The sequence below is a fragment of the Anaeromassilibacillus senegalensis genome (assembly GCF_001261775.1).
Classification (GTDB): domain Bacteria; phylum Bacillota; class Clostridia; order Oscillospirales; family Acutalibacteraceae; genus Anaeromassilibacillus; species Anaeromassilibacillus senegalensis.
In genome coordinates, this window is the sequence record NZ_LN868538.1 from 1,012,312 (window position 1) to 1,037,567 (window position 25,256).

Consider the following 25,256-nt stretch of genomic DNA (forward strand, 5'->3'; position numbering starts at 1 on the left):
TTTATCACCTTGTAGAGGTGTAAAGAAGACAGGACCTGTCTGGTCCTCAACGCTTTTTTTCATCCCGGGAGCGGCCTGGTCTGAGACCAAAAAGGGGCCTGTCCCATCATGGCCAGCATACACAGACCCGGCTGAACGACAAATCCCCCCGCCTATGGCGGGGGGATTCCTGATATCCTGTCCGTATTTTGTGCAAAATGTGCGTTTTGAGACAGCCCCGTTCTTTTGTCAATCGGGGATTACCCGTCTTCCTCCTCCGGAAGCTCCATCAACTTGCCGGGATCAGCCAGCACCTGCTGCGCCGCAATGGCCGCCGCGCCCATCAGCACGGGATTTTCCGGCATCTCGTCCAGCTCAATGGTGATCTCATTGTAGATCAGCGGGTTGACGCATTTATGTACACGTTCCTGTACGATCGAGAGCAGCAGCTCGCCGTCCACTTTGGTCAGCTCGTCGCCGATGACGATCAGGCCCGGGTTGAACTGGTTTACCAGATTGATAATGCCGATCGCCAGGAAGCCGCATACCTTTTCAAATTCCTCGCGCGCGACCTTGTCCCCCGCCTTGACCGCCTCGGAAATGCGCTGTACACTCAGGTCTTCTGTGGACAGCACGGAATCCTCTCCGGCCTGCAGCCGCTTCTGAATGTTTTCACACAGGACGATGGTGGAGCAGTATTTTTCCAAACAGCCGTAGTTGCCGCACTCGCACAGGGGCCCGTTGAAATTGATCGTGTTGTGCCCAAACTCGCCCGCAAGCCCGCGGTGGCCCAGCACCAGCTTGCCGTCCGTGATCATGCCGCAGCCCACGCCCTGTCCCGCCAGCACATAGATCATGTTGCGGATGCCGTATTCCTTACTGCGGTACCAGAGCTGTGCAAACGCGCCGGCGTTCGCGTCGTTGACAATCTGGATCGGCACGGTGAAGTCCTTGGTCAGCGCGTCCTTAATCGGAAAATTCTGCCAGCCGGACAGCTCCGTCACAAAAAAGATGCTGTCGCGCTCCTCGTAATACGGGCCGGGCATTGCCATGCAGACCACAGGGATTTCCGTGTCTGTATTTTCCTGCAGCATGGTGTAAATCGCAGTCCGAATCCGGGTAATCGTGATCTGCACGTTCTCCTTGGGCCCAATGCGGTACTGCTTGACCGTATAAAGCTTACCGGACAAGCCCGCCAGGCAAAGGAAAAACGCGCTGCGCGTCATACGGATGCCGATCACCTTATACTTCTGGTCATTTAACGCAATGCCGATGGAGCGCCTTCCCTTACTGCCGCTCATCAGGCCGGTTTCGACCACCAGGCCGCAGGTGATAAATTCGTTGATGATGTTGGTGATGGTCGCCTGCTTGAGCCCGGACAGTTGGGAAAGCGTGGCACGCGAACAGACCCCTTCCTGCCTCAGCAGATCCAGCACCAAAGCACGGTTGATCAACTGGCTTTTTTCCTGATTGATACTTTTGCGCGTATTAAATTCATTCATGTTTACTCCCGCCCATCCATTGGTAATTTTCTCCATTATACTAAAATTTTTTTGCATATAAATTCTTGTATTTAATTAAAACCATACAGAATGCACCATTTTTACGAAAAAATATGTTTTTCTCGAGATAGCATTTATAAAATTGCCATAAAATCACACCACTGTCCTATGTAATTTGATCTATAACCTATAGATAGCATCCATTCAGGCCGTATATTTTTTCACCTTTCAGAATCATATCTCCCTTACCCGCCCAGATCTGTCATCCGGTGATCATTTACACGCTATGAATGATGTTGAAAAATAATTTTATTCAAGCAGAAAAATTGTTGTAATTTTCCAGATTCACCTCTTTTTTTCTTTTACAGATTCTATACTGAAAAAGAAACAATAACGGACCGGCTGTCCGGATGAAGGAGGGTAGAAAGGAGACTGAAAAAACAATTGTTTAAGGAGGAATGAAAACGTGAAAGGAAATACTCGCATCGGCAGAAAGCTGACCGCACTGGCACTGGCCTGCGCACTGCTCTGCGGCGGCACAGCCAGCACGGCGATGGCCGCCATCAATAACCGGACACAATATGATCCCATGCACGGCCCAGAATCCGTCATGGAGCTCCCCTCTACCCCCAGTCAGGAGGAAACCGCGCCGCCGAAGGCAGAAGCTCCCTCGCGCACAGCGTCTTCCAGCAGCGCTTCCGCACAGGAGGAAGAAACGCTTTATAATGTAGCGTTGAACGCTGCGGCCGCCGCCTCAGATACAGAAGACGCCAACTTCCCCGCCTCCAAAGCGGTGGACGGCATTGTCAACCGCGACGTAAAACCCAACAGCGATCAATCCCGCTGGGCCAGCAATACCACCGGCGGCACCAAATGGCTGAAGATCGACTTCGGCAAATCGTATCCCATCTCTTCCATCGCGCTGGAATGGGAACGCCGGAACCCCACCGACTATTCCGTTGAGCTCTCCGAGGACGGGCAAAACTGGACGTCCGTCTACACCAGCACGCAGACCCCGTCCGATTTCCGCGAAGAGATCGCGCTGGACGCGCCCGTTTCCGGACGCTACCTGCAAATTGTAATCCGCGCCTTTAATGAAATCAGCGAAACCATCAAGTGGAACACCGTCTCCCTCTATGAGGTGGAGGCGTACAGCACAGAGGAACCGGAGGTGCCGGACGAGCCCATCGAGGAGGGCAACCTCTGTCTGAAGGGCACCGCCACCGCATCCGCCAGTGAAGCCGCCGACTTTTCCGCCAGCAAAGCCATTGACGGTGTGATTGACCGGAACGGCAATAAGAAATCCCGCTGGGCCAGCGCCGTAGGCAACGGCCCGCACTGGCTGAAAGTCGACCTCGGCGCGGTCAAGCCCGTGAAAAATATCGTACTGGAATGGGAGCGCCGGAACGCGACCTCCTACACGGTAGACTTCTCCGAGGACGGGGAAAACTGGAACCCGGTCTACACCGGCACCGGCGCACCCGCCAACTTCCGGCAGATTATCGCGCTGGACGAGGCGGTCAAAACGCGCTATATCCGCGTATACATTTCCAAATTCAACGCCACCAGCGAGGGCGTCACCTGGAGCACCGTCTCCCTGTATGAAGTGGAGGCCTACAGCGGCGATATCCCGCAGACGCTTGCAGACGTCGCCGCCTCCCTGCAGGTTCCCGCCGTTCAGGCGGGCGACACCGTGCTGACGATGCCGGCCGTGCCGGAGGACTGCACCGTTGAACTGATCGGCGCGGACTACGAGCAGGTCGTGGACAGCGACGGAACCATTTATCCGCCGGTTTCCGACGTCACCGTTTCCGTGATGTTCCTGGTTACGCGCGGCATTGAAACCGCCAAATCCCCCGACATCGCCGTGGAGATTCCCGGCACCGAGCCGGCCGGCGGCAACGCAAAGCCGCTGGTCATCCCGGAGCTGCGCGAGTGGAGCGGCGGGCAGGGCAATTTCTCCATCTCGAACGCGACGCGCATCGTGGTGGATGACGTCTACGCAAACGAGCTGCTGGAGACGGCAAACACCTTTGCGGAGGACTATGAGGACATCACCGGCCGCTGGGCCTCCGTCACCACGGGCAGCAAGGCGGACGCGCACGGCTTCTTCCTCACGCTGGACACCGAAGACGGCGGCCTTGGCGACGAGGGCTATTACCTCCGCGTAGACGACAGCCTGACCATCGAGGCGGAAACCGCACAGGGCGTATTCCTGGGCACGCGGTCCGTCCTGCAAATCCTCAAGCAGACAGGCACCACGATCCCGAAGGGCGTCTCCCGCGACTATCCGAAGTTCAAGGTGCGCGGCTTCATGTTCGACGTGGCTCGCCGCCCGGTCTCCCTGGAATTCATCACAGAAGTCATGAAAACCATGTCCTGGTATAAGATGAACGACTTCCATCTCCATCTCAATGACAACTACATCTGGATGAACAATTATGCCACCAAACAGGAGGCCATTGAAAACGCCTATTCCGCTTTCCGCCTGGAGTCCAGCGTACAGGGCGAAAACGGCGTCTATCTGACGGCGCAGGACCTGTCCTATTCCAAGCGGGATTTCGGCAATTTCATCGACCTGTCCAAACAGTACGGCGTCAATATCGTACCGGAATTCGACAGCCCCGGCCATTCCCTGGCCTTTATTAAGGTACATCCGGAATACGCTTACAACGGCTCGAACACACACAGCCCGCAGGAAAACGGCGCGATGCTGGACGTGACCAACCCGGAAGCCGTTGAATTTATGAAGGGTATCTTTGACGAATACCTGGACCCGCAGGACGGCGAGGAGCCGGTCTTCCGCGATTCCGTCTTCCACGTCGGCGCGGACGAATTCTACGGCAACGCGGAGCAGTACCGGAAATACGCGGACACCATGCTCAAATATGTGCTGGACAAAGGCATCACCCCGCGCATCTGGGGCAGCCTGACCAGCAAGAACGGCAGCACGCCGGTCGTTTCGGAAGGCGTGCAGATGAATATCTGGAGCAAGGGCTGGGCGCAGCCGCTGCCGATGTTCAATCAGGGCTACGATTTGATCAATATTCTGGACAGCAATCTGTACATTGTGCCCGGCGCCAATTACTACCACGACTATCTAAATGTACAGTACCTGTACAACAACTGGACCCCCAATAATTTTGACGGTACGGTCATTTCCGCCTGCGAGCCGCAGATGCTGGGCGGTTCGTTCGCCCTCTGGAACGACATGACCGGCATCAGCTACAACGGCATCACCGAGTACGACATGTTCGACCGCCTCTTCCCGCCGATGCAGGCCCTTTCCGAGAAATGCTGGGGCGAGGCTTCGGACAAGACCTACGCGGAATTCCAGTCGCTCGCCAAAACCATTGGCACCGCGCCGAACACCAATCCGCGCGGCATTGTGGAATCCAAGGGCGACGAGGTCCTCTCCTTCGATTTTGAAGGCTCTCTGGGCCGCGCCATGTCCGACACCTCCGAAAATGGCTACGATGCGCTCTACATGTCCAACGTCGAATTGACGGAGGACGGCAAGAACGGCCAGGGCCTGGCATTTACCTCCTACGACAGCCACGTCTCCCTGCCGCTTTCCAACATGGGACCGGAATACTCCATGTCCATGTGGGTCAAACGCGAGCTGGGCGGAAACGACGAACAGATTCTGCTGGAATCTGCCAAAGGAACGTTTAAAGCCGTGCAGGCGGGCACCGGCAAGGTCGGCTTCTCCCGCGACGGCGTGGACTATTCCTTTGACTACACGCTGCCGGTCGGCGAGTGGGTCAAGCTCGGCATCGTCGGCCAGCACAACAAGACAAAGCTTTTTGTCAACGACGTCTATGTGGATGAGATCAGCCGCGCGAATACCGTCATCACTCAGCACGGCGTCAGCGCCGCGCAGTTCGGCACCTTCCTGCTGCCGCTGGCAACGCTGGGCAGCGAAACAGACGCCTTCCAGGGTGTGATCGACGACTTTACCGTTTCCAAAGGCGACCTCTTCATTGACAAGAGCCTGGTGCCGCACAGCAAGATGACCGCCACGGCGACCAGCGAGAAGAATCCCGCCACGGGCACCGACGGCCCGGCCTCCTTCGCCATCGACGGGGACGAGACGACGCTCTGGCACACCAACTATCCGGCCGGCGCCTCCGACGCGCTGCCGCAGAGCATCACCCTGACCTTCAGCGAACCGTTTCACATTAACAAATTCACCTATCTGCCGCGCTCTTCCGGTCCGAACGGCATCATCACGCAGTACGACCTGCAGGTAGTCACTGCCGACGGTGAAACCGTCACAGTCGCCAGCGGCAATTGGGCGAACAACGCCAGCCTGAAAACCGCCACCTTCGACGCGGTGAATGCAAAGAGCATCACGCTCACCGCCAAGGCGGGCGGCGGCGGCTTTGCCTCTGCCGCGGAACTCAACGTCTACCAGGTTATCAACTGACAAAGCTGCCTTACTGTTGGCTAAACGCGTAACAATCGGCTGCATTTGATGGCTCCTCCCCGCTCCGGTGGGGAGGAGCCGTTTTCATGCCGCCATCACTCTGTATAAGGCCGCTACTGCGGTCCATTCTTTTCGGACAACTTTCCCGCGCCGCAAAGGGCGCATAGACTGGCGCGGGAGGTTATGACTATGAATCCATATACAACAAACGGATCCGTTCCGTTTTATGTACCGGGATGTTTTCCGGGATGCAACCCCACGGGGACCGTGGGACCAACCGGGCCAAGAGGTGCAACGGGTCCAACCGGGGCCACTGGCGCAACCGGCCTGCGGGGGGAAACCGGCCCGACCGGGCCAAGAGGATTGACCGGCGCCACCGGGTCCCGCGGCCCAACCGGGCCGACCGGCATGCGGGGCGCAACCGGCTCCACCGGGCCGCAGGGGGTAGCCAACCGGGTCGCAGGGTGCCACAGGACCAACCGGCGCGCAAGGCGCAGCCGGTCCTGCCGGACTGCGGGGAGAAACCGGTGCGGCAGGGCCGCAGGGCGCCACAGGAGCAACTGGTGATCAGGGACCCATCGGCCCCACCGGACCACGGGGGGAAACCGGTGCAACCGGACCGCAGGGGGTAACCGGTGCGACCGGCGACCAGGGCCCCATTGGGCCTGCCGGACCACAGGGCATAACCGGTGCAACCGGACCGCAGGGCGACGCCGGCGCGACGGGAGCAACCGGGGCAACAGGCCCTTCCGGAGTGGACACCCGCGACTATTCCCTGTTTTATGTACAGTCCGACACCTATCGCGACGGTTCCTTCCTCACGCTTTACCAGTATCTGCGCGGGAACGGAGGGATCACGCTGGACGCCAACAACCAGACGATTACCCTTTCTCCCCGTCACCTTTACCAGGTGGCGTTCATGGTACAGGGGCAGGCAGCAGCGGGAAGCTACCTGCAGGTTGCCCCTTATGTGGGCAGCAGGGCAGATCCGAATTTCACCGCTACCGCGCAGGCGGTTTCCGGCGACAATCCCATTTCCGTGACCGGCAGCTTTTTTGTCGACGTACCTTTGCAAACCTTTCTTTCTCTCCAGGTGCACGGCGCGCTGACCGGTACGCTCACCGGCACCCTCAGCATTTTTGTTGTGAACGACCTGTAACAAAGAGCAGCGCCCCCGGAGTAAAATTGCTCCGGGGGCGCTGCTCTTTTCCTTTATATGGCTTTTTATTGGACTGTCACGGTGCAGGAGGTGGTATAGCCGTCCACGCTGGCGCGGATCACGGCGGTCCCTCTGGCGCGCGCCGTCACCCTGCCGCCCGCGTTCACAGTTGCCACGGCGGCATTGCTGGTCGTGAACCGGACATCGGACGCACTGTAGACGATTCCCGTCGGCACGGAATCGATCAGCCACTGAAAGCTTCCGCCGGGCGAGAGCCGCGCGGAAATGCGGGTGGAACCAATGCCCGCGCGGGCCGGCACGTCCCGCTGCTGTGAAAATTGATAGACGGATTCCGCCAGATCTCTTGCGATAACGTCGATGTTGTTCTGAATCCAAACCATGTCCTGCGTGTTGTCGTGGAACGCCGTTTCAATCAGTGCACGCGGCATGGTCGGTGTGTTCAGCTCCAGAAACGAGTTGTTGTTGACGCGCCGGATATTGGACGTATCAGGATAGGAATAGTTTCTGGCAAGGAGCTGCGTGAAGGTGTTGCCCCCCTGGTCCTGCCCGTGCAGATAAAAGCGCGCGCCCCGGGCCTGCCCGTTGGCGGCGTTCGAGTGGATGGACAGGTAAAGGTCGCACCCGCGGTTTTCCGCCTCCCGGATGCGGGCGCGCAGAAAACTGCTCTGGCTGGACGAGGGGCCGTCCTGCGGACCGGCGACAATGTAGTTGATGCCGTACTGCTGCAAATACGGCACCATGGCTACGGCGATCTTCCGCATGTACATCTCCTCGTTGCCAACGCCGTCCGCATAGGTATTCCACGGCTGGGCGGACGGGCTGATGTAGACAAGGAACGGTTTTTCCGCGACGGCAGCCGAGGCCGGCGGGATCCCGGCAACGGACACGGCAAGGCAGAGCAATGCGGCGGTCAGGCTGGTCTTAGCTGGTCGTTTCATAACGGTTTCTCCTCTCTGTTTTTCCGGTGAACCGGTTGTCTTTATCCTATCGGAAACCATCTGCCAAATAAGTCAGATTCAGAATAAATCCGCAAACTTTCTGTGAATGATTCGATTCATTCATCAAACGGTATTTTATGATAATTCCATATAATTCTTCCATTAGTATCACTTTATTTATCAATTTTGATTTAATACAATTACAGATTTAAATGGTTTAACTTGAATCTTTTGGTTGTAAAACTGAAAGGAGGATGAAGCGCGCTTATTTGGATCAGAGGAATGGGGACCGCCGCCGGAACCGCCGGCACAGCGTCCCCGCAAAATGAAAGGAGCTTGCAGATGAAATGGAAAAGAGCAACCGCAGTCCTGCTCAGCGCATTGCTGGCACTGGGAAGCTGCACACCGGCGTTTGCCGTACCTGAAGCGGCGGAGCCGCAGAAAGGCGCGGATCTGGAAGAACAAATCAACCTGTCCCTGTCGCAGCTCACACTGCGTGACCGCGCCCGCCTGACGCTGGGCGGCATCGCGGGGGAACCCGGACAGAGCAGCAAAATCGGCAACCAGACCAAAGCGATCGCGGACAAGGGGCTCGGCTACATGACCATGTCCGACGGCCCGATGGGCTGCAACGTCATGGGGCACCACACCTCCTTCGGTTCCGGCATGATTATGGCTTCCACCTGGAATCCGGAGCTGGTTTACCAGATCGGCGAGGTCATCGGTAAGGAATGCCTGGATAAAGATATCCAGTATTTCCTGGGACCGGGCACCAACATCAACCGCGACCTAATCAACGGCCGCACCTTTGAATATTACAGCGAAGACCCGTACCTCTCCGCGCAGACGGTCGCCCCATATGTGCGGGGCGTCCAGAGTATGGACGTCGCCGCCACGGTCAAGCACCTGATGGCGAACAACCAGGAGAAAAACCGCAACTTCATGTCGTCCAACGTCAGCGAGCGCGCCATGCACGAGCTGTACCTGCCGGCCTTCCAGGCCTCCATCGAGCAGGGCGACGCGTGGAGCGTGATGACCGCGGCCAACCGCATGAACGGCATCTTTACCAGCGACAACCGCTATGTTCTCACCAATCTGGTTAAATACGACTACGGCATGAAGGGCGTTGTGATCACCGACTGGATCAACACCCGCACCGACGTGATCGCCGCCAAGGCCGGACTGGATCTGGCCATGCCCTACAGCGCGGGCAGCCCCTTCAAGAAGCTGGAAGCGCTGATCCGCGGCGACGAGCTGGACGTCAAATACCTGAACGAGGCGTCCCAGCGCTTTTTGCGATTGGCGCACCTGACCAAGTCCATGATCTCCACGAACGAGGTCGATTCCACCGGCTACACCGCGGCGGACCGCAAAAAGGGCGAGTCCAATACCCCGTCCAATCAGGCGGTTGCGCGGCAGGTCGCGGATGAAGGCATCGTCCTGCTGAAAAACAACGACAACCTTCTGCCGTTGGACAAAGAGACAACCGGCTCCATCGCCCTGCTGGGCAAATACGTCAACTACAACTTCTATGTCCCCGGCTTGGGCGGCAGCGGCGCGACCAACCCGCCGTACCAGATCACCAATTTACAGGGATTACAGAATAAACTGGGCGATTCCGTCAGCCTGAACGTCCCCACCTACGACGAGGGCAATTTCGCGGCGACCAAGGCCGCCGCGGTGGAGGCCGCGAAGAACTCCGAATACGCGATCGTCTTCGCGGGCCTGAACAGCACCACCACCGGCGACCCGAATGTGGCGGACACCGAGGACGGTGACCGTTCCAATCTCGACTTCCCTCCGCTTCAGCTGGAACTGATCAACGCCGTGGCGGAAGCGAACCCGAAAACCATTGTGGTTCTGAGCGGTTCCATGTACGAGGTGCGCGACTGGGTGGACAACGTCCCCGCCGTACTGCAAACCTACTATCCCGGCATGGAGGGCGGCAACGCCGTCGCGGACATCCTGCTGGGCAATGTGAACCCCTCCGGCAAACTGACCAACACCTGGCCCAAGCGCTACGAGGACACCGTCGGCTATGTGCCGGGCCACGAGGGCGAGGACCAGCGCAATGTGAAATATGACGACGTGTTCTACAAGGAAGGTGTCTATGTCGGCTATAAGTGGAACGACCAGCAGAACATCGAGCCGGAATTCGCATTCGGCCACGGGCTTTCCTACACCGACTTCACCTACGGCAACCTGCGCTTCAGCGCGGATTCCATGGGACGCGACGATACCATTACTGCCAGCGTGGACGTGACCAACAACGGCAGCCGCGCGGGCAAGGAAGTCGTACAGCTCTATATCCACGATGTGGAATCCTCCATCGACCGCCCGCTCAAGGAGCTCAAGGGCTACAAAAAGATTTCCCTGGAGCCCGCCGAAACCAAAACCGTTGACTTTTCCATTGACGCGGAATCCCTGAGCTTCTGGGATGTGGACGTGCATTCCCTGATGGCGGAAAAGGGCGATTTTGAAGCCTGGATCGGCAGCGCATCCGACGATATCCGCCAGAAGGGCGCCTTTACCCTGACGGAAGACACGCTTCCGGATCCGGATTATCGCGTCGTGCAGGCAGAAGACGCCGCCGACACCGCCGACACACAGGTCAAAGAGGGAGCAGAGGTAGACGGCGCCAAAACCGGTTATCTGCTCTTTAACAGCGCGGACAGCCACGCCAAGTGGACGGTCAACGTGCCGCAGAACGGCAACTATTCCCTGATCTTCCGCTACTCCAACCCCGGCTACAACGGCGCGACCGCTTCGAGCTACGGCCCGAACCGCGTGACCACACTGCTGGTCAACGGGGAGAACGCCGGTGCGTACGACTTCCAGAACACCCGCTGGGATACCGTCTGGAACTACGACAGCATCGACGTCGCGCTGACGGCGGGCGACAACACCGTCGAATTGCAGGGTACCGACGCAACGGAAAACCTGCATCTTGATAAGCTGATCGTGCAGACCATCCACCGCACCGCGCCGAAGCCAGCGGACTGCGCGCCCGACGACGGCGACGTGCCGCCCCCAGATGAAACCGACGACGGCTTTGTCTATCAGGCGGAGAACGCCACCGAACTCAACGGCGCGGAAATCGCCAAGAAAACCCCCGGCTTCACCGGGACAGGCTATATAGAGCTTCAAAACGCGGGCAGCACCGTCAACATGGACGTGCTCGCGCCGACTTTTAATGCCTACCGTCTGGGACTCACCTACTCCAATGGCAACCGTGAGGCCGCCCCGTGCGAGCTGTACGTCAACGGCAAATTGGCTGCAACCTATTACCTGCCCTCCACCGGCGGCTGGACGCGCTGGAAAACCGAGATGTGCGCGCCGGTCGACCTCAAGGTGGGATTAAACCAGATTCAGATCAAAGCGCTGAACCAGGGCCTGTTCCTCGACAGTGTCCTGATGCACGGCGGCATGGGCGTGCTGGATACCACCGCGCCGGAGGTCATCGCAACGGTGCCCATGGCGGGCCGCTACATGCCCAACCTGACCGCCAGCATCGACGTCTACTTCTCCGAGGTGGTCAAAACAGCGGACGGCGCTTCCTTCACCCTCTCCGACGGGGAAAAGGCCATCGCTTGCGCCGTCGAGGCAAACGGCAGCAAGCTCTCCCTGACGCCGGAGGAAATGCTGGAATACGGCAAGGTTTATACCGCGGTACTGCCTGCCGCCGCGATTACGGACGCTTCTGGCAACGCGATGGAAGCGGATTACCAATTTACCGTCAAAGCCCCGCAGGTATTCACCTATGAGAGCAGCGACGCGGATCTCGCCTACCACGGCTCCGGCTGGACCGAAGCGGACGGCGTCAAATCCACCGCCAACACGGGCGACTTCGTGGAATTCTGGTTCGACGGCACCAACGCAAAGCTGTACGGCCCCAAGGGTCCTGATCTCGGAACCGCCTCCGTCGCCATCGACGATACGGCCGCCGGTTCCGTCAGTTTCCAGCAGGACGACGCGGCGGACAACGCGCTGGTATACGACACCGGCACCCTCTCCGAGGGCATGCACCGCGTCCGCATCACGGCGGACGGCGCGATCGGCCTGCGCACACTGGAGATCGTCGGCGGACTCTCCTCCGCACCGATGTCCACCGACGGCTTCTCTGTAAACGGTTTCTCCTACGCGGTCGACTCCGAGCCGTTCTCCAATATCTTCGACGGCACGGAAGCGCGCTGGTCCTCCGGCCAGATGCAGGCCCCCGGCCAGTGGCTGACAGTCGATTTCAAAGAGCCGAAGGACATCAACACCCTTGTGATGTACACCCCGAACGACGACTACATCCGCGGCTACGAGGTTTACGCCTCCAACGACGGAACCAACTGGGGCCCGGTCCTCACCTCCGGCAAGGGCGTCAAGGGCTACACCACCATGAACTTCTCCAAGCAGAACTGCCGCTACATCAAAATCGTGCAGACCGGTTCCTCCTCCAACAACTGGTGGTGCGTCAACGAGGCGTACCTCTTCTGCAAGGAATTTACGGACAAAGAGCCACCGACCCCGCCGGAATATCTCTATGCAACCGGCCTCGGCGGGCAGGTGATCCTGAACTGGGAGGGCGGCTCCGATGACGTCGGCGTGGCCGGTTACATCGTATACCGCAACGGCGAGGAAATTGCCCGGACCTCCGAGCTTCTCTATGTGGACACGGACGTCGAGAGCGGCGTCACCTATACCTACACCGTCAAATCGTACGACCTCGCGGGCAACCTCTCCGACGCGTCCATGGAATTCCAGGCGCAGGAGGACTCCAGCAAAGAGCAGCTCCCGCGCGACAAGTGGACCGCCAGCGCGTTTAAATCTCCGGCTTCCGCTTCCCCCTCTGGAGACGCGCCGGTCTGCGCCATCGACGGCAACCCGGGTACACGCTGGACCTCCAGCGTGATGCAGGACCCGAACAACCAGTGGTTCATGATCGACCTGGGCGGCAGATACGCCTTCAATCAGGTTGTGATCGACTGCGACACCGCCGATTACGGCCGCGCCTATGAAGTGCGCGTTTCCAACGACGGCGTGACCTGGTCCGACCCGGTCGTCAGCACCGCTGGCGTGCAGGGACAGACCGTGATCACCTTCCCGCAGCAGGTGGCGGAATATGTAAAGATCAACCAGGTTGGCGTCGCGGGCGGCAACTGGTGGGCTATCTTTGAACTGAACATCTGCAACCGCAGGGTGGAGGATAAAGAACCGCCTACCCCGCCGACGGAACTCTCCGCGGTCTCCAACAACGGCGATGTTACCCTGAGCTGGAGCGGCGCGTCCGACGACACCGGCGTTGTGATGTACGTTGTATACCGCGACGGTGAAGAGATCGCCCGCACCTCCAACAGTACCTATACGGATGCCGGATTGGAAACCGGCGAATTCTACACCTACAGCATCCGCGCGTTGGATGCCTCCGACAACGAATCCGTGCTGTCCAAAACGGTCACTGTGCAGGTGGCGGATGCCCCCGTCCTGCTCCCGAAGGACGGCTGGACGGCGGACGCCTCCGACATGCCATCCTCTGCAACGCCCGCGCAGGACAGCCCCGGCTGCGCCATCGACAACAACGTCGGCAGCCGCTGGACCTCCGGCACCGGGCAGTACAAAGGGCTGTGGTTCATGGTCGACCTGGGCAAACCACAGACCTTCAGCCGCATTGTATTGAACTGCCAGAGCAGCGGCGATTACATACACGGCTACGAAGTCGTCGTCTCCAACGACGGTGAAACCTGGTCCGATCCGGTTGTCAGCGGCAAGGGCTATTCCGCCGAGAATATGGAGATCCTCTTCCCGGCGCAGACCGCGCAGTTTGTAAAGATTATTTCCACGGAAGACGTACCCGCAAACTGGTGGTCCATCAACGAACTTTCCCTGTACAATCAGGCGGACGTACAGCAGCCGGACCGCCACCTCACCGTAAACTTCAACGCCAGACTGGCAGCGCTGGAAGCAGAGGGCGACACCGGCCTGGCAAACATCACCGGCGTCTACAAGGCGGCGCTGAAAGCGGGCGAAGCGTTTACCTTGGTCTTCTCGCCCAGAGTGGAAGGCAGGGAATTCCTCTCCGCCCAGCTCAACGGCGAAGATGTTTCCAACGCGATTGTGTTTGACGAGGAAACAAACGCATCCGCCTTCACCTACGAGGGCGAAATGGCAAAGGCAGACAAAGAACTGAACTTTGCGTTCACCACTGTGAACAAGCAGATTTTGCGCACGGTCATCTCCATCGCAGAAGACCTCCAAAATGGCGACGAGTACAGCACGGCGATCCCAACCGTGCAGAAATCGTTCGACAAGGCGCTGGAAAACGCGCAGGCCGTGGAAGCTGACCGGAAAGCCGACCAGGAAGCCATCGACAACGCATGGTCGAAGATGCTGAATGCCATCCACTTCCTGAGCTTTGCCGAGGGCGACACCACCGAATTGGAGAACCTGCTGGCCGTGATCGACATGCTCGACCCGGCGGACTACACAAGCGACAGCTGGGCGGCGCTCCAGACAGCCGTCGGCGCGGCGAAAGAGCTGATCGCGGACGGCGAACCGCTCCAGGCGGACGTGGAAAAAGCATTTGACGCGCTGCAAAAGGCGTGGAACGCTCTGGTCCGCGCGGCGGATAAGAATCTTCTGCAAGAGGTGGTCAACACAGCGCTGGCAATTGACCTGAATGAATACCTCGACGAGGGCAAGGAAGCCTTCACAGAGGCGCTCACGCACGCACAGGCCGTGCTGGAAGACCAGGACGCAACCGCGGCGGAAATCAAAGAGGCGGTATCCGCTCTGAATGACGCGATGCAGGTACTCCGCAAGATTCCGACCAAGGATGCACTGAGAGACGTGCTCGAACAGATCAATGCGCAGGACCTCAGCAAGTACACGGATTCCAGTGTTGCGGCCCTGAAGGCGTCTGTCAATCTGGCAAACGGCGTACTGGACGATCCGGACGCGACCGGCGAACAGATCGCGCGGGCAATCGATCTTGTGACCAACGCGTACAATGGGCTGAATCTGAAGCCGGAACACAACGGCACATCCAAAGGCTCCACCAGCCGCATGCCGTCCTACGGCAACCTTTACGGCGCACAGGGCATCGCGGTGGTAAACGCGGCGCAGGGTGTGGCGCAGCAATCTTCCGTCCGTTCCGACACCACCGTCGACTTTACTCTCAAGAGAGGCAGTGCGTACTGCTTCAAGATGACGGTTGTCAACGGCAATGGACAGGTTCCGAGCTTCACCGTGGGCAACGGCAGTGTTCTCAAGACCCAGTTTGTGGCGAAAATCGGCAATGACTACTACTACAGAGTCTATGCCGTCGGCGCACCGGGACAGAGCACCGGCGTGTACACGACACTGAGCGGTCAGAATCCCCTCAAGCATTGCACGGTGACGGTTGGCTGAATACACCATCACAGACTGCAAAGACAGCTGTAAAACTTAAAGTTCAGTGAACTTGTAAAGAGGGCCCTTGCGGGTGGCGTATGCCATTCGCAAGGGCCCTCTTATCATTTTTATAAGGGAGCCAAATATAATTTTTGGGCTTAGAATCCCCTTCCCCCGCCGCCGTGGGTCGCGCCGCCGCTGGAAGTATGTGTGCTTCCGCCGAAGCTGGAGCTGCCCCCTCCAAAGCTGGAACTGCCTCCACCGGAGCTTCCCCCGCTGTGAGAACTGGGCGGCGGCGGGGGCGGAATGTACCGGCTGGTCGTGTACGTGTTGACCAGAGTATCTTCATCCACGGTTAGATGCAGCATGCCGCCGCGCCGCTGTTTTTCTTCCTCTTTCTCCACGCGGGCCTTGTAGCCGGAACGCGCAATCTGCACCGCGATAAAGCCGCCTATAAGAGCAAGGACAGTTCCAATGATTACAATCAGTTGGATTTTTTTTAATTCTTCCGCTTGTTCCTTAATGGACACTTGCTTTTCTGTTTCATTCCAAAAGCACCGTACTGCACTGACATAATCATTATTCTCTATATAATAAAACGGATATAATAAAATATCAGATTCGGATGTCTGCGGTTGGATCACCTCACCAAATATCTGTATATAAACCAAATGATCTACGCGATTATAAATGTATATAATCGCTCTTCCCATTTCCCCTCTTCCATAACTTTTTCTAGAATACACATTCACAATATCTTCCCCCTGCAAATCATCCGAATAGATAAAAACAATATCCGCATTCGTACGATCGCAGATTTCTTGCGCTTCTGTCTCCAACTGCTTAAGCTGGTCGTCGGTCAGCACGCTGGTCTCATCTATCACATAGCGCGTCGTTGGTCGAACCCGCTTTTGCATCGCCTGTAAAAAAGACGCCACCGCACCACTGTAATCCTGTGTCTCTAAAGATGGTACAACGTCATCTAAAATCAATTCAATGTCAAATTCTGACAAAAGCCACACCGATTTCCCTGCCGTGTTAATGGCCGCCTGCCGGTTGGCAATATCTATGAGGAATAACACGCCGCTTTTGTCGTTCCCTTTGCCAAAACCGCCCTTTTCGTAAAACTCTTTTGCATATTCCCGGGAGTCTCTTCCTCCGGTATCATCTGTTGTCACAACAATTAAAGCCATATCCAAACTTTTTTCAAGAGCATCCGCACTGCTGTCCAGAGACAAAACCTGATCTAAAGAAAACAATCCCACTTGATCAAAAATATGTTCCGTCTCAATCCCTGCCGGCACGTCATCTCCCGGAAACAGCTTTTCCATCCGGTCGAGAAAATGCGAGGCCGCGCCGCTGTAGTCCTGCTGCTTGAGGTATCCGATGGAATCGTCCAGCAGCCCGTCGATAACGGTATCTGTCAGGTAGGCGATGGCTTTGCCGGACGTGGAAATATACACCTCCCGGTTATCCATGTCGATCAGGAACAACACGCCGGATTTGTCGCCGCCCACACCAAAGCCGTTATCGTCATAAAAATCGTCCGCGTAGGCCTGCGGCGTTTTTCCCCGTGCGTCGTCCGTTGTGACGATGATAAAATCCACTTCCAGCTTATCGGTCAGGGTTGACGCCCGCGCGTCCAGACGCATGGCGCTGTCCGTGGAAAACAATTTGGCCTGATCATAGACCCGTTTCTCCTCCGCAAATGCCGTCAGGCCGCCGCAGAACACTGTAAAGAACAGAAAAAACGCCAGCACGCCGCCGGTTATCCGCAGTTTCACAGCAGCGCACCCCCAATCAGCAGGGTCAAAGCAAAGATCCCTGCGGCCACTCCGAAAAACAGCGCCGCCAGCTTTGGGCCGCTGACCGGCAGGCTGCCGCAGATTTTCCCGGTCTGTCCGTTCATGGCAAAATAGTACAGCTTTTCCCGGAACCGGTACGTCATCAGCCAAACCGGCAGCAGCGTATGGTTCCAGTCCTCCTGCAGGACACTCGTCTGCAAATCGTCTTTCCGCACGGTGGTATACCCATGTACACTGTCGTCCAAACGGCGTCCCGCCGCCTGCGCCATCTCCTCATGAATCCGGTTTTGAAGGTCCATACGCTCCACACTGCGCTTTTCCGCCTGAAAGCCGGACAGATACGGCATGGAAAAGGGCTTTCTTTTGTCCATATCAAACGGCAGGACGCCGCGCGCCAGCTCCATCGTCCGCTTGGAAAACGCCGCGGCGGAAAAATCGCGGAAGTCCACGTACCCCTCGCGCCGGATGTGATAGCGCTTGGTTTCCGTATACTCCGTGTCCCCTACCTTCCAGACGCGGATTTTGGTGCCTTCTGCGTCCATTTTTGCGGAAAGTCTGCTGTCAATCAGCCAATATGGCAGGTACACACCCGCCAGTTCCTGTGCCTGCGCTTCCGTGCGGAAATCCCGGCGGAGAAAATGCTTTTTCCTGCAAAACTCCGCAAAGCGCTTTTTGACCTCTTCCTTTTCCACTGCAAACGGAACAATGCTCTGCGGGCGGTATTCCCCGGAGAGTTTTCCGGAAAGCACCACCGGATTGTGGCAGTAGAAGCACTGTGTGGCCGCTGTGGTGTCGTCCGTCACAACCTCCGCGCCACAGTTCGCGCAGGTATACAGAGCGGCGTGCGCGGCGAACGCGTCTCCCGCTTCCTCCCCGGATGGCACGGCATGCGGGCTGCCCGCCGCCGTGCTGTTTTGCTCCACTTTTTCCAACTCCGCCTCCGAGAAGACACTGCGGCAGTATTCACAGACAAACGACTGCTTTTCCGGGCTGAAAACCAGCCCTGCGTCGCAGTTGGGACATTTATACGTTACGGTCTCCATCTGTTTCCCTCCCCGATTTCCTGGCTTTATCTCCGGTCGTTCTCGTCCACGCGGTCGCCGCACTCCGGGCAGAACTTCATATCCTCATCGGAGGTATAGCCGCATTTGTCGCATCGGAATCCGCCCGCGGGCCGTTTATGCCCACAGGTCCCGCAGAACTTCCCGTCGTTGGAGGCGCCGCATTCCGGGCAGACCCACTGCGTGCCCAACTGCGGCTTCGGCTTTCCGCAGTCTTTGCAGAACCGGTTGCCTCGGCTGTTTTGCGTCCCGCAGGAGCAGGTCCAAACCTTTGGCTCCTTCTGCGTGTCCGCCTCCTGCTGGCGCTGCATCTGCTGCTGGTTGGACTGGGAAAACGCCCCCGCAACACTGCCTCCCTGTGCGCCCATATTCACACCCATAAAACCAGCCATGGCGCCGTTGGGGTTGGAGCCCGCCGCTTCCAACCCACGCGCCGCCGCGCCCTGCACGTATCCCTCGCGAACAGACGGGTCGCTGAGCATTGCGCCCTGGTTGCGCATGTGGATCAGGCGGGTGGATTCCTCGTCATAGCTGATGCTGGCGATGCCGACGGACTGGATCTGCAAGCCGCGTGTGCGGTTCCAGTCCTCGTCCAGAATGGTGCTCATATACTTGCTGAGTTCCCGCCCTTTGGAGGTCACGTAGGAGATGCGCACGCCGTCTGCGGACATCTGATTGATCGCCGCTTGCAGCGCTTCCATGAATTCCGACAAATACTGTTCGTTGATATCCTCGATATCCACACGCTCGCGGTCGTGCGGAATTGCTTCCTTGTAAAACAAAAGCGGGTTGGTAATTTTTACGGAGTAGGTGCCATGCGCGCGCAGGAACAGCTCCGCGTTGTAGGCATTATCAAAATAGTTGACCGGGTTGCGGGTACCGAATTTAATCCCCTTGATCTCCTGCAGGTTGACAAAATACACCTTCTGCTGTACCGGCGTCACACCGCCGAAGCGAAAACGGTTGAACGCCTCGTCAATGGCCTCGTCAAGCTGTCCGTTCATCAGAGAGGGCATGGAGGCGTTGTTTACTACGTAATACCCTTCCTCCGCCGTGTAATCGACGATCTTTCCGCCATCGACCAGCATCATGAACTGGTTGGCATACACATGGATGACGGAGCCGTCAGAAACGGTGTTCACCGTCCCTTTGGTGTTGCTGCTGCGCCGGTCGTTCTTCCGTACGGTCACGCCGCTGGTAAACACGGTGGTGTCGCCCATATGATCCGGCTCGATGACCTCCAGCCACTGGTCCGCCAGCGCGCCGCCGATCATATTTGCTGCTGCTTTGATGATTCCCATTTTATATACCTCCTGATGGAAGGGACGGTCCGGCCGTCTCTCGCAATAATATTTGTAGACTCTTTCAGTGTAACGGAAAAAACCGGAAGATGCAATGGAAGGGACGTGAAGTTTCTTCGCTCGACAAGAAATCCGGCAGGTTTCTCAAGAAAACCTGCCGGATTTTTCTTTTTTCTTGCGATGCTTTCCGGTCAACACACGGACAGGAAGCGCCCCACACCCCTGAACCTGCGGTCAGCACGCGGACGCACAGCGTCCATCACACCTACGGTGCTTTTAGTGGAAGCCACTTTCAAAACAGGGTATTTCCAAGCTCTGTTCGCCAAGAGGCGATTCTCTCCGCCAACTGAAATGATTTTTCAGCCAATCGTCACTACACAGCGCTGTTGCGGACGTACAACGTCATTCGCACCTACGGTGGTTTTCAGTGGTAGCAATCAGCCAACCGTTACCACACAGTGCTGTCGCGGTGCTTCACCTGCCATCGTGGTATACACGCCGGTGCTCTGTCCCGGTGTGCCGACCGCCCAGACTCTGTAATAGTAGTCATTGCCGATCTTCGCCACAAACTGGGTCTTAAGCACACTGCCATTGCCCACGGTGAAGTTCGGGGCCGCATTGCTGCCGTTGACGACCGTCATCTTGAAGCAGTAGGCATTGCCACTCTTCAGGGTGAAGTCCGCTGTGGTATCGGAACGGACAGACTTCTGGCCCATCACGTTCTGTACCGCGTTGATTAACGGGTTGGGCACAGCAACTGCCGTTCCCGTACCGGAGGTATTGCCAACCGGCTTCTTGCTGCCGCTGTTGGACGGCTTATGGCTCGGCTTGTTATCATCGGGTTTCGCAGGCTCTTCCGGCTTGTCTGCCAGCGCCAGTCCCGCGCGGGCCTTCTCCACGGTTGCATACTGTACGGCGATGTCCTTCGGGGTGGCATTTTCGTCGTTGCAGGTATCCCATGCGAGATTCAATGCCGCACGGAGGATTGCGTAGCTTGCCTCTGTGTAGTCCGCCGGGTCGAGCGCTTCGGATTCCTCCAGCAGGTCTTTCAGCGCTTCCCTGTCCGGCGTGACGCGCAGGCCAGCCAGTGCGTCAAACAATTTGTCTGTCATTGCATCGACCTGCTTCTGGGTCGCGTTGCCGTCTGCCAGAAGGGCTTCCGCCTGCGGAAGGACTTCCTCAAAGGCGTCCTTCTCCGGGCCGTCCAGATATTCGTCCAGATCGATCTCCTGTGCCTGTTTTACAAACAGTGCCAGCGTCTCGGTATCCGCCTTGAATTCCAGGCGCATGATCGCGTCGTGCAGGTTGTTGGCCGCCTTTTCAACCTCTGCCTTCAGCGTTTCGCCCTCGTCGTTGTAGATCTCTTCCGCATAGGCGAGCGCTTCCGCATAGCCTTCCAGGCTCTTCGGGGTGAAGTTGTTCAGGTCGAGCATGGCGGCGTAGTCGAGCCAGTATTCCAGCTGTTCCTTGGCGCCTTCCTCGAAGGAAAGGTAATGCATCGCGTCGAGCAGTTCCTTCCAGGCTTCGTTTACTTCTTCCTGCGTGGCTGTGTCGTCTTCATAGACGGCCTTCGCGTTGCCGCGCGCCGCGATGAAGCGGTTGCTTACGGACTCGACCAAACCGGCAAGCTGCTTGTCGGTCACTTCATTTGCCTTTTCCAACAGGGTTTCCAGAACACTCTTGTTCACGCTGGTGAAGGTAAAGCGCAGAACCGCCTTGTCGTCCGGCATGGTGTAGGTGTAGGTAAAGCCGTCGGCTTCAAACGGGATATCTTCGCCGTTCAGCTTTGCGCTTGCAAACGGGCCGTTTGCCGGGGTGAAGGTGAAGGTCAGCTTCGTGCCCGGAACCACCTTTGCGCCGTAGATGCCGTTGCCGTCGAGAATGACGTCCGTTTCACCGGCAATCTCCACGTTTGCCTGATTTGGGTTCCACTGCATGTTCAGCAGCTGCGGCTCCTTCGCGGATTCGTCCGCGACAATCCATTCCACACCGCTTTTCGCCGTGCCCGCGGCGGATTTCCCGCTGTTTGCAAAAGCAACTGTATAGCCCGTTCCCTCCGGAAGGTTCAAGCTGACCTGTTCGATCATCTCTTCCGCGTCCGTCACAATGGCAACGCTGCCGTCGTCCTGTATTTCCGCTGTGCAGTTGTAGGTGACAAGAGAGCCGTCCTCCGCCTGTGCGACATACGCTTTGGTCAGGACGGTTTCTTCCATCGCTTTGAAAATCTCATGTACATCGTTGTCGCATGCGCCGCCCTGCCCGTAATAGCCACCGACGTTCGTATCCGGCGGAGCCTTCCACCAGTCGCTGATCATATCGACGTACGATTCCCCAAGAATTACATCCTTGCGGGTTCCCTGTCCATAGGGAGACGTATCGTTCTCCACTTGCACAAACAGGCTTCCTTTTACATATGGATCGGCAATAAACGCCCAGTTCAAATTGCCGTCCAGCCCCATCAGCTGCACACAGGAGCCCATCGCGTTCATGCCTTTATTGAGGTAATACGGGTCACCGGTGAGCTGATACATATTAAACAGGCCATAAATATTCCATGCGGTCCAGCCGTGCGGGGAATTCATCATGTTGTCCGGGTTGGAATGCAGCAGCACGTCGTACTGCGCTTCCCAGAAGCGCAGGGAACCGCCGTTCATGCGGGAATCCGGAATGATCTCCTGCTCCAGCGCCTGATGCTTATTTAGGTACTCCAACGCGCTTTCCTGATATTTGGCGCGCTCCGCGGAACCCTCCGGATGGAGCAACGCAAACTGGGAAAGCTGCGTGGCCGAGCAGGAGAACGCGCCGTCCTCAAATGTCAGCTGGCCTTCCGTGTGCAGGTCCCCGTGCAAATTGACCAGGTTATCCATCGCCTTGCGCACGGATTCATACTGCCGGTCATAGCAGGCCTGCCAATCAAAATCCGTATTCCCTGTGTTCATGATCATTTTTTCCGCCTCCATCAGTTCCATGATGGACTTGGCAGGATAAATAACGGAGGTATAGTCGCCGGACGGCCCCTGATAGGCGCCTGTATTCTGATTCTGACGGCTGATGAGGTAATCAGCAATGCCGATAGCCTTTTTCAGATCCTCCGCGTCGCCGCCCGCCTGATATTTATCCACCAGGATGCCGACGGTCGTGCTGTGGTTCTGAATCCGGGACGGGTTGTTTTTCGGCACGCCCAGCTCATTGTAGCCGATGATGCGGTAAATCTCATCAAATTTTTCCTCGATTTGGGCGTCCTGCTCTTCGTCCGGGAAATATTTTTTGCCCAGATAGGCGCTGTACAGGCCATACCAGGATTCGCAGCAATCCGCCGCCTTTGCCGGATGGGTAATCGCCGCTTCCTTTGCCTGTTCCATATACCACGACCACGGCTTGCGCAGGGTAACCATGGCTTCCGCCCTGTAGCCGCCGGAAACGGCTTGCAGCTTGTACACACCCTCCCCATTCTGCGGGGCAAAGGTCCCGACATAGCGTCCGTCTTCCGCTTTTTCCAGGGCGACGGCGGGCAGTGGTTCGCCATTCGGCGCGGTAACAGCGATTTCTTCCACCGGTTCGCCCGCAAACACAGAAATCCGGGCGCTTTCGCCGTCCGCCAGCGTATAGCGGTCGATGTCAATCGACGGGGCGCTCAACATACGGGAAACATCCTCTTTGACAGATTGCACATCGCTGCTCAGTTTCATGCGGATGTTCCAGGTGCGCGCTGCGTTCGCCGCCAGGGTGGCGTTGTCGCGCGGGTGGCGCTCCGGCAATGTCTCATCCGCCTGCATCAGATCAAAAACGACGCCGTTGATGCGGTGCGCCCCGCTCTCATAGCTCAGACGATAGGAGGAAACCGGCGCGTCCGCCGTAATGGCCACGACATGGTTCTCCGGGCTTTCAAAATAGCCCCACAGATGCGTATTTTCACACCGCAGGAGCGTCGGGAAAAACAGATTCTTGTAACTGTCGTAGGTATCCTTCATATAGGTATCGATTCCCAGATTGATGCTGGCTCGCTCCGGTGTGAGCGCCTGGTCCGTCGTATTGCGCAGCGTGGCCTGAATTTGGAGCATATCCTCTCCTACGATGCTGTAAGAGATCCCGAATTCCACGCCGTCTCGTTTCCCGGTGTATAAATGTTCATTGTCTGCCGCTTTCCGCAGACGGACGTCGCTGCCGTTCCACTGCCAGGTCGGCCCCTGCAAATTATTGCCCCGGAAAGGGACGTCCACCCATTCGCTGCCAGCGTTTTTGAATTGCAGGCTGTTGACAAAACCACGGGCATGGTTAAGCTGGATAGCCTCCGTCTCTCCGCCCAGCGCCTCGCCGCTGTAATCCGGCGGGACCACCTCCGGCGGGTTTTTATCGTACAGCGAAATCGCATGTACGCTCACGCTGCCGTACGTTTTGTCCGTAACGTCCGTGACCTCCACGCGGAAATGCAGAACATCTTCTTCATTTTCCGAATAAAACTGCACCGTCAGTACATTGCCGGTGGTGGCGGTTGCCGTGCGTGTGACCGTCTTGACCGGCTCTGGCTCATCGTTGACGCGGATTTCCGTCTTCACTGTCGCCGCATAGGCGCCGGTGTAAAGCTTTAACGTGCGCAGAGATTTGCTGCTTTTAACATCAAACGTCAAGCCGCCGCCCACGCGCTGCATGATGATGCCGCGCTTTTCCGTCTGATAGGAGCCTGTATTATTTTCCCGGTTGGTCCCGTCTGTAAACTGGAACGCGGCAAACCGGTCCGCGGTCAGCCCATTGGCCGTCCCCAGCGCGGAAACATTGGTTATAAAGCTGTCCACGTAGGTATCCCGCAGATCTTTGTACTCATAGCCATTCAGATTTACGGAATCAAAGTAGGCCCAGTCGAGATTCCCTTCGCCCGTCAGGTTGACCGGAAGCGTTTCGCCCTGCGGCAGGTCCTCAGACACAACCGTCACCGGTTCCGCCGGCAGGGACGCGTCCTGAACCGTCACTGCGTGAACGCTCATACTGCCGTAGGTACTGTCGGTTACGTTAGTGACTTCCATCCGGATATGCAGCACGTCCGCGTCGCTTTCCGTCTGGTATTGCACTGTGATGATGTTGCCCTGCGATGCGCCGACCACGCGCTCAAAGGCTTTAACCGGCTCCACCCCGTCATTTAAACGGATTTCTGTCTTCACCGTCGCCGCATACGCGCCGGTATAGAGCCTTAAAACGCGCGGCTGTGTACTGCCCTTGACGTCGAACGTCATTCCGTTGCCCGCGTGTTCCAAAATGAGGCCGCGCTTTTCCCTTTGGTAAACGTCCCCGTTGCTCTGCCTCCTGGTTCCGTCCGTATAGCTGAATTCCGCAAACTTATCCCCCGTCAGACTTCCCGTTTGTCCCAAGGGCACCACATTGGAAATCATCTTGTTCTCCACGTTTTTCCGTTCCAGTTCCGCCAGATTGGCCGAATAAAAGTAGATCCAGTCCAGGTCGCCTTCTGCGGTCAGATCCACCGGGTGCGCGCCAATTTGGCTGACGGTCAAATTCTCCTCCGCCGCGCTCAAAACAGGGCTTTGTTCTTCCGTTTCCTGTGCATAACCGGCCGATGTGCGTTCTTTTCCTGTTCCTTCGTTTGCCGCCAGAGCGGTCGTCAGCCAGGACGGCCCCTGTACCGCGATGCAAACCGCCAGAAGCAGCGCTGTCCATTTCTTTTTCAATGCAAG

Annotated in this window: 9 protein-coding genes and 1 pseudogene; 4 read left to right on the plus strand and 6 right to left on the minus strand. The window is 57.5% G+C overall.

The window, feature by feature from the left end; all coding sequences use genetic code 11:
* Positions 1 to 239: 239 nt before the first annotated feature.
* Positions 240 to 1,481 (minus strand): ROK family protein, encoded by a 1,242-nt coding sequence (locus tag BN2106_RS14665; protein WP_050699295.1) that lies wholly within the window; start codon positions 1,479 to 1,481, stop codon positions 240 to 242.
* Between the two features lie 466 nt (positions 1,482 to 1,947).
* On the opposite strand from BN2106_RS14665, the gene BN2106_RS14670 reads away from it, so the two are divergent.
* The 3 genes and pseudogenes from BN2106_RS14670 (at position 1,948) to BN2106_RS16855 (ending at position 7,069) form a co-directional block, all read left to right on the plus strand.
* Positions 1,948 to 5,910 (plus strand): discoidin domain-containing protein, encoded by a 3,963-nt coding sequence (locus BN2106_RS14670; RefSeq protein WP_050699296.1) that lies wholly within the window; start codon positions 1,948 to 1,950, stop codon positions 5,908 to 5,910.
* Positions 5,911 to 6,093: 183 nt separating this feature from the next.
* Positions 6,094 to 6,664: pseudogene (locus BN2106_RS16985) on the plus strand (hypothetical protein); the annotation flags it as partial.
* Positions 6,665 to 7,069, plus strand: a complete 405-nt coding sequence (locus BN2106_RS16855; protein ID WP_050699298.1) for a hypothetical protein — start codon at positions 6,665 to 6,667, stop codon at positions 7,067 to 7,069. It abuts the pseudogene before it with no gap.
* Positions 7,070 to 7,134: 65 nt separating this feature from the next.
* Here the strand turns inward: BN2106_RS16855 and BN2106_RS14685 are convergent, their stop codons facing one another.
* Positions 7,135 to 8,028, minus strand: coding sequence for an N-acetylmuramoyl-L-alanine amidase (locus BN2106_RS14685; RefSeq protein ID WP_050699299.1), 894 nt, complete (start codon positions 8,026 to 8,028; stop codon positions 7,135 to 7,137).
* A 342-nt stretch (positions 8,029 to 8,370) separates the two neighbouring features.
* On the opposite strand from BN2106_RS14685, the gene BN2106_RS14690 reads away from it, so the two are divergent.
* Positions 8,371 to 15,423, plus strand: coding sequence for a glycoside hydrolase family 3 C-terminal domain-containing protein (locus BN2106_RS14690; protein ID WP_195891858.1), 7,053 nt, complete (start codon positions 8,371 to 8,373; stop codon positions 15,421 to 15,423).
* A 140-nt stretch (positions 15,424 to 15,563) separates the two neighbouring features.
* Here BN2106_RS14690 and BN2106_RS14695 read toward each other — a convergent pair whose 3' ends face one another.
* The 4 genes from BN2106_RS14695 to BN2106_RS14710 form a co-directional block, all read right to left on the minus strand.
* Positions 15,564 to 17,189 carry a TPM domain-containing protein gene (locus tag BN2106_RS14695; protein WP_050699301.1) on the minus strand — a complete coding sequence of 542 codons (1,626 nt, stop codon included), beginning with the start codon at positions 17,187 to 17,189 and terminating at the stop codon, positions 15,564 to 15,566.
* Entirely contained in the window at positions 17,186 to 18,253 is a 1,068-nt protein-coding gene (locus BN2106_RS14700; protein WP_050699302.1) for a TFIIB-type zinc ribbon-containing protein, read from the minus strand. Before BN2106_RS14700 ends, BN2106_RS14695 begins: the two co-directional genes overlap by 4 nt.
* 26 nt (positions 18,254 to 18,279) lie before the next feature.
* On the minus strand, positions 18,280 to 19,572 hold the full coding sequence (locus tag BN2106_RS14705) for an SPFH domain-containing protein (RefSeq protein WP_050699303.1): 1,293 nt from the start codon (positions 19,570 to 19,572) through the stop codon (positions 18,280 to 18,282).
* 437 nt (positions 19,573 to 20,009) lie between these two features.
* Positions 20,010 to 25,250: an FIVAR domain-containing protein gene (locus tag BN2106_RS14710; protein ID WP_050699304.1), complete on the minus strand. Its 5,241-nt coding sequence runs from the start codon at positions 25,248 to 25,250 to the stop codon at positions 20,010 to 20,012.
* Positions 25,251 to 25,256: the final 6 nt, after the last annotated feature.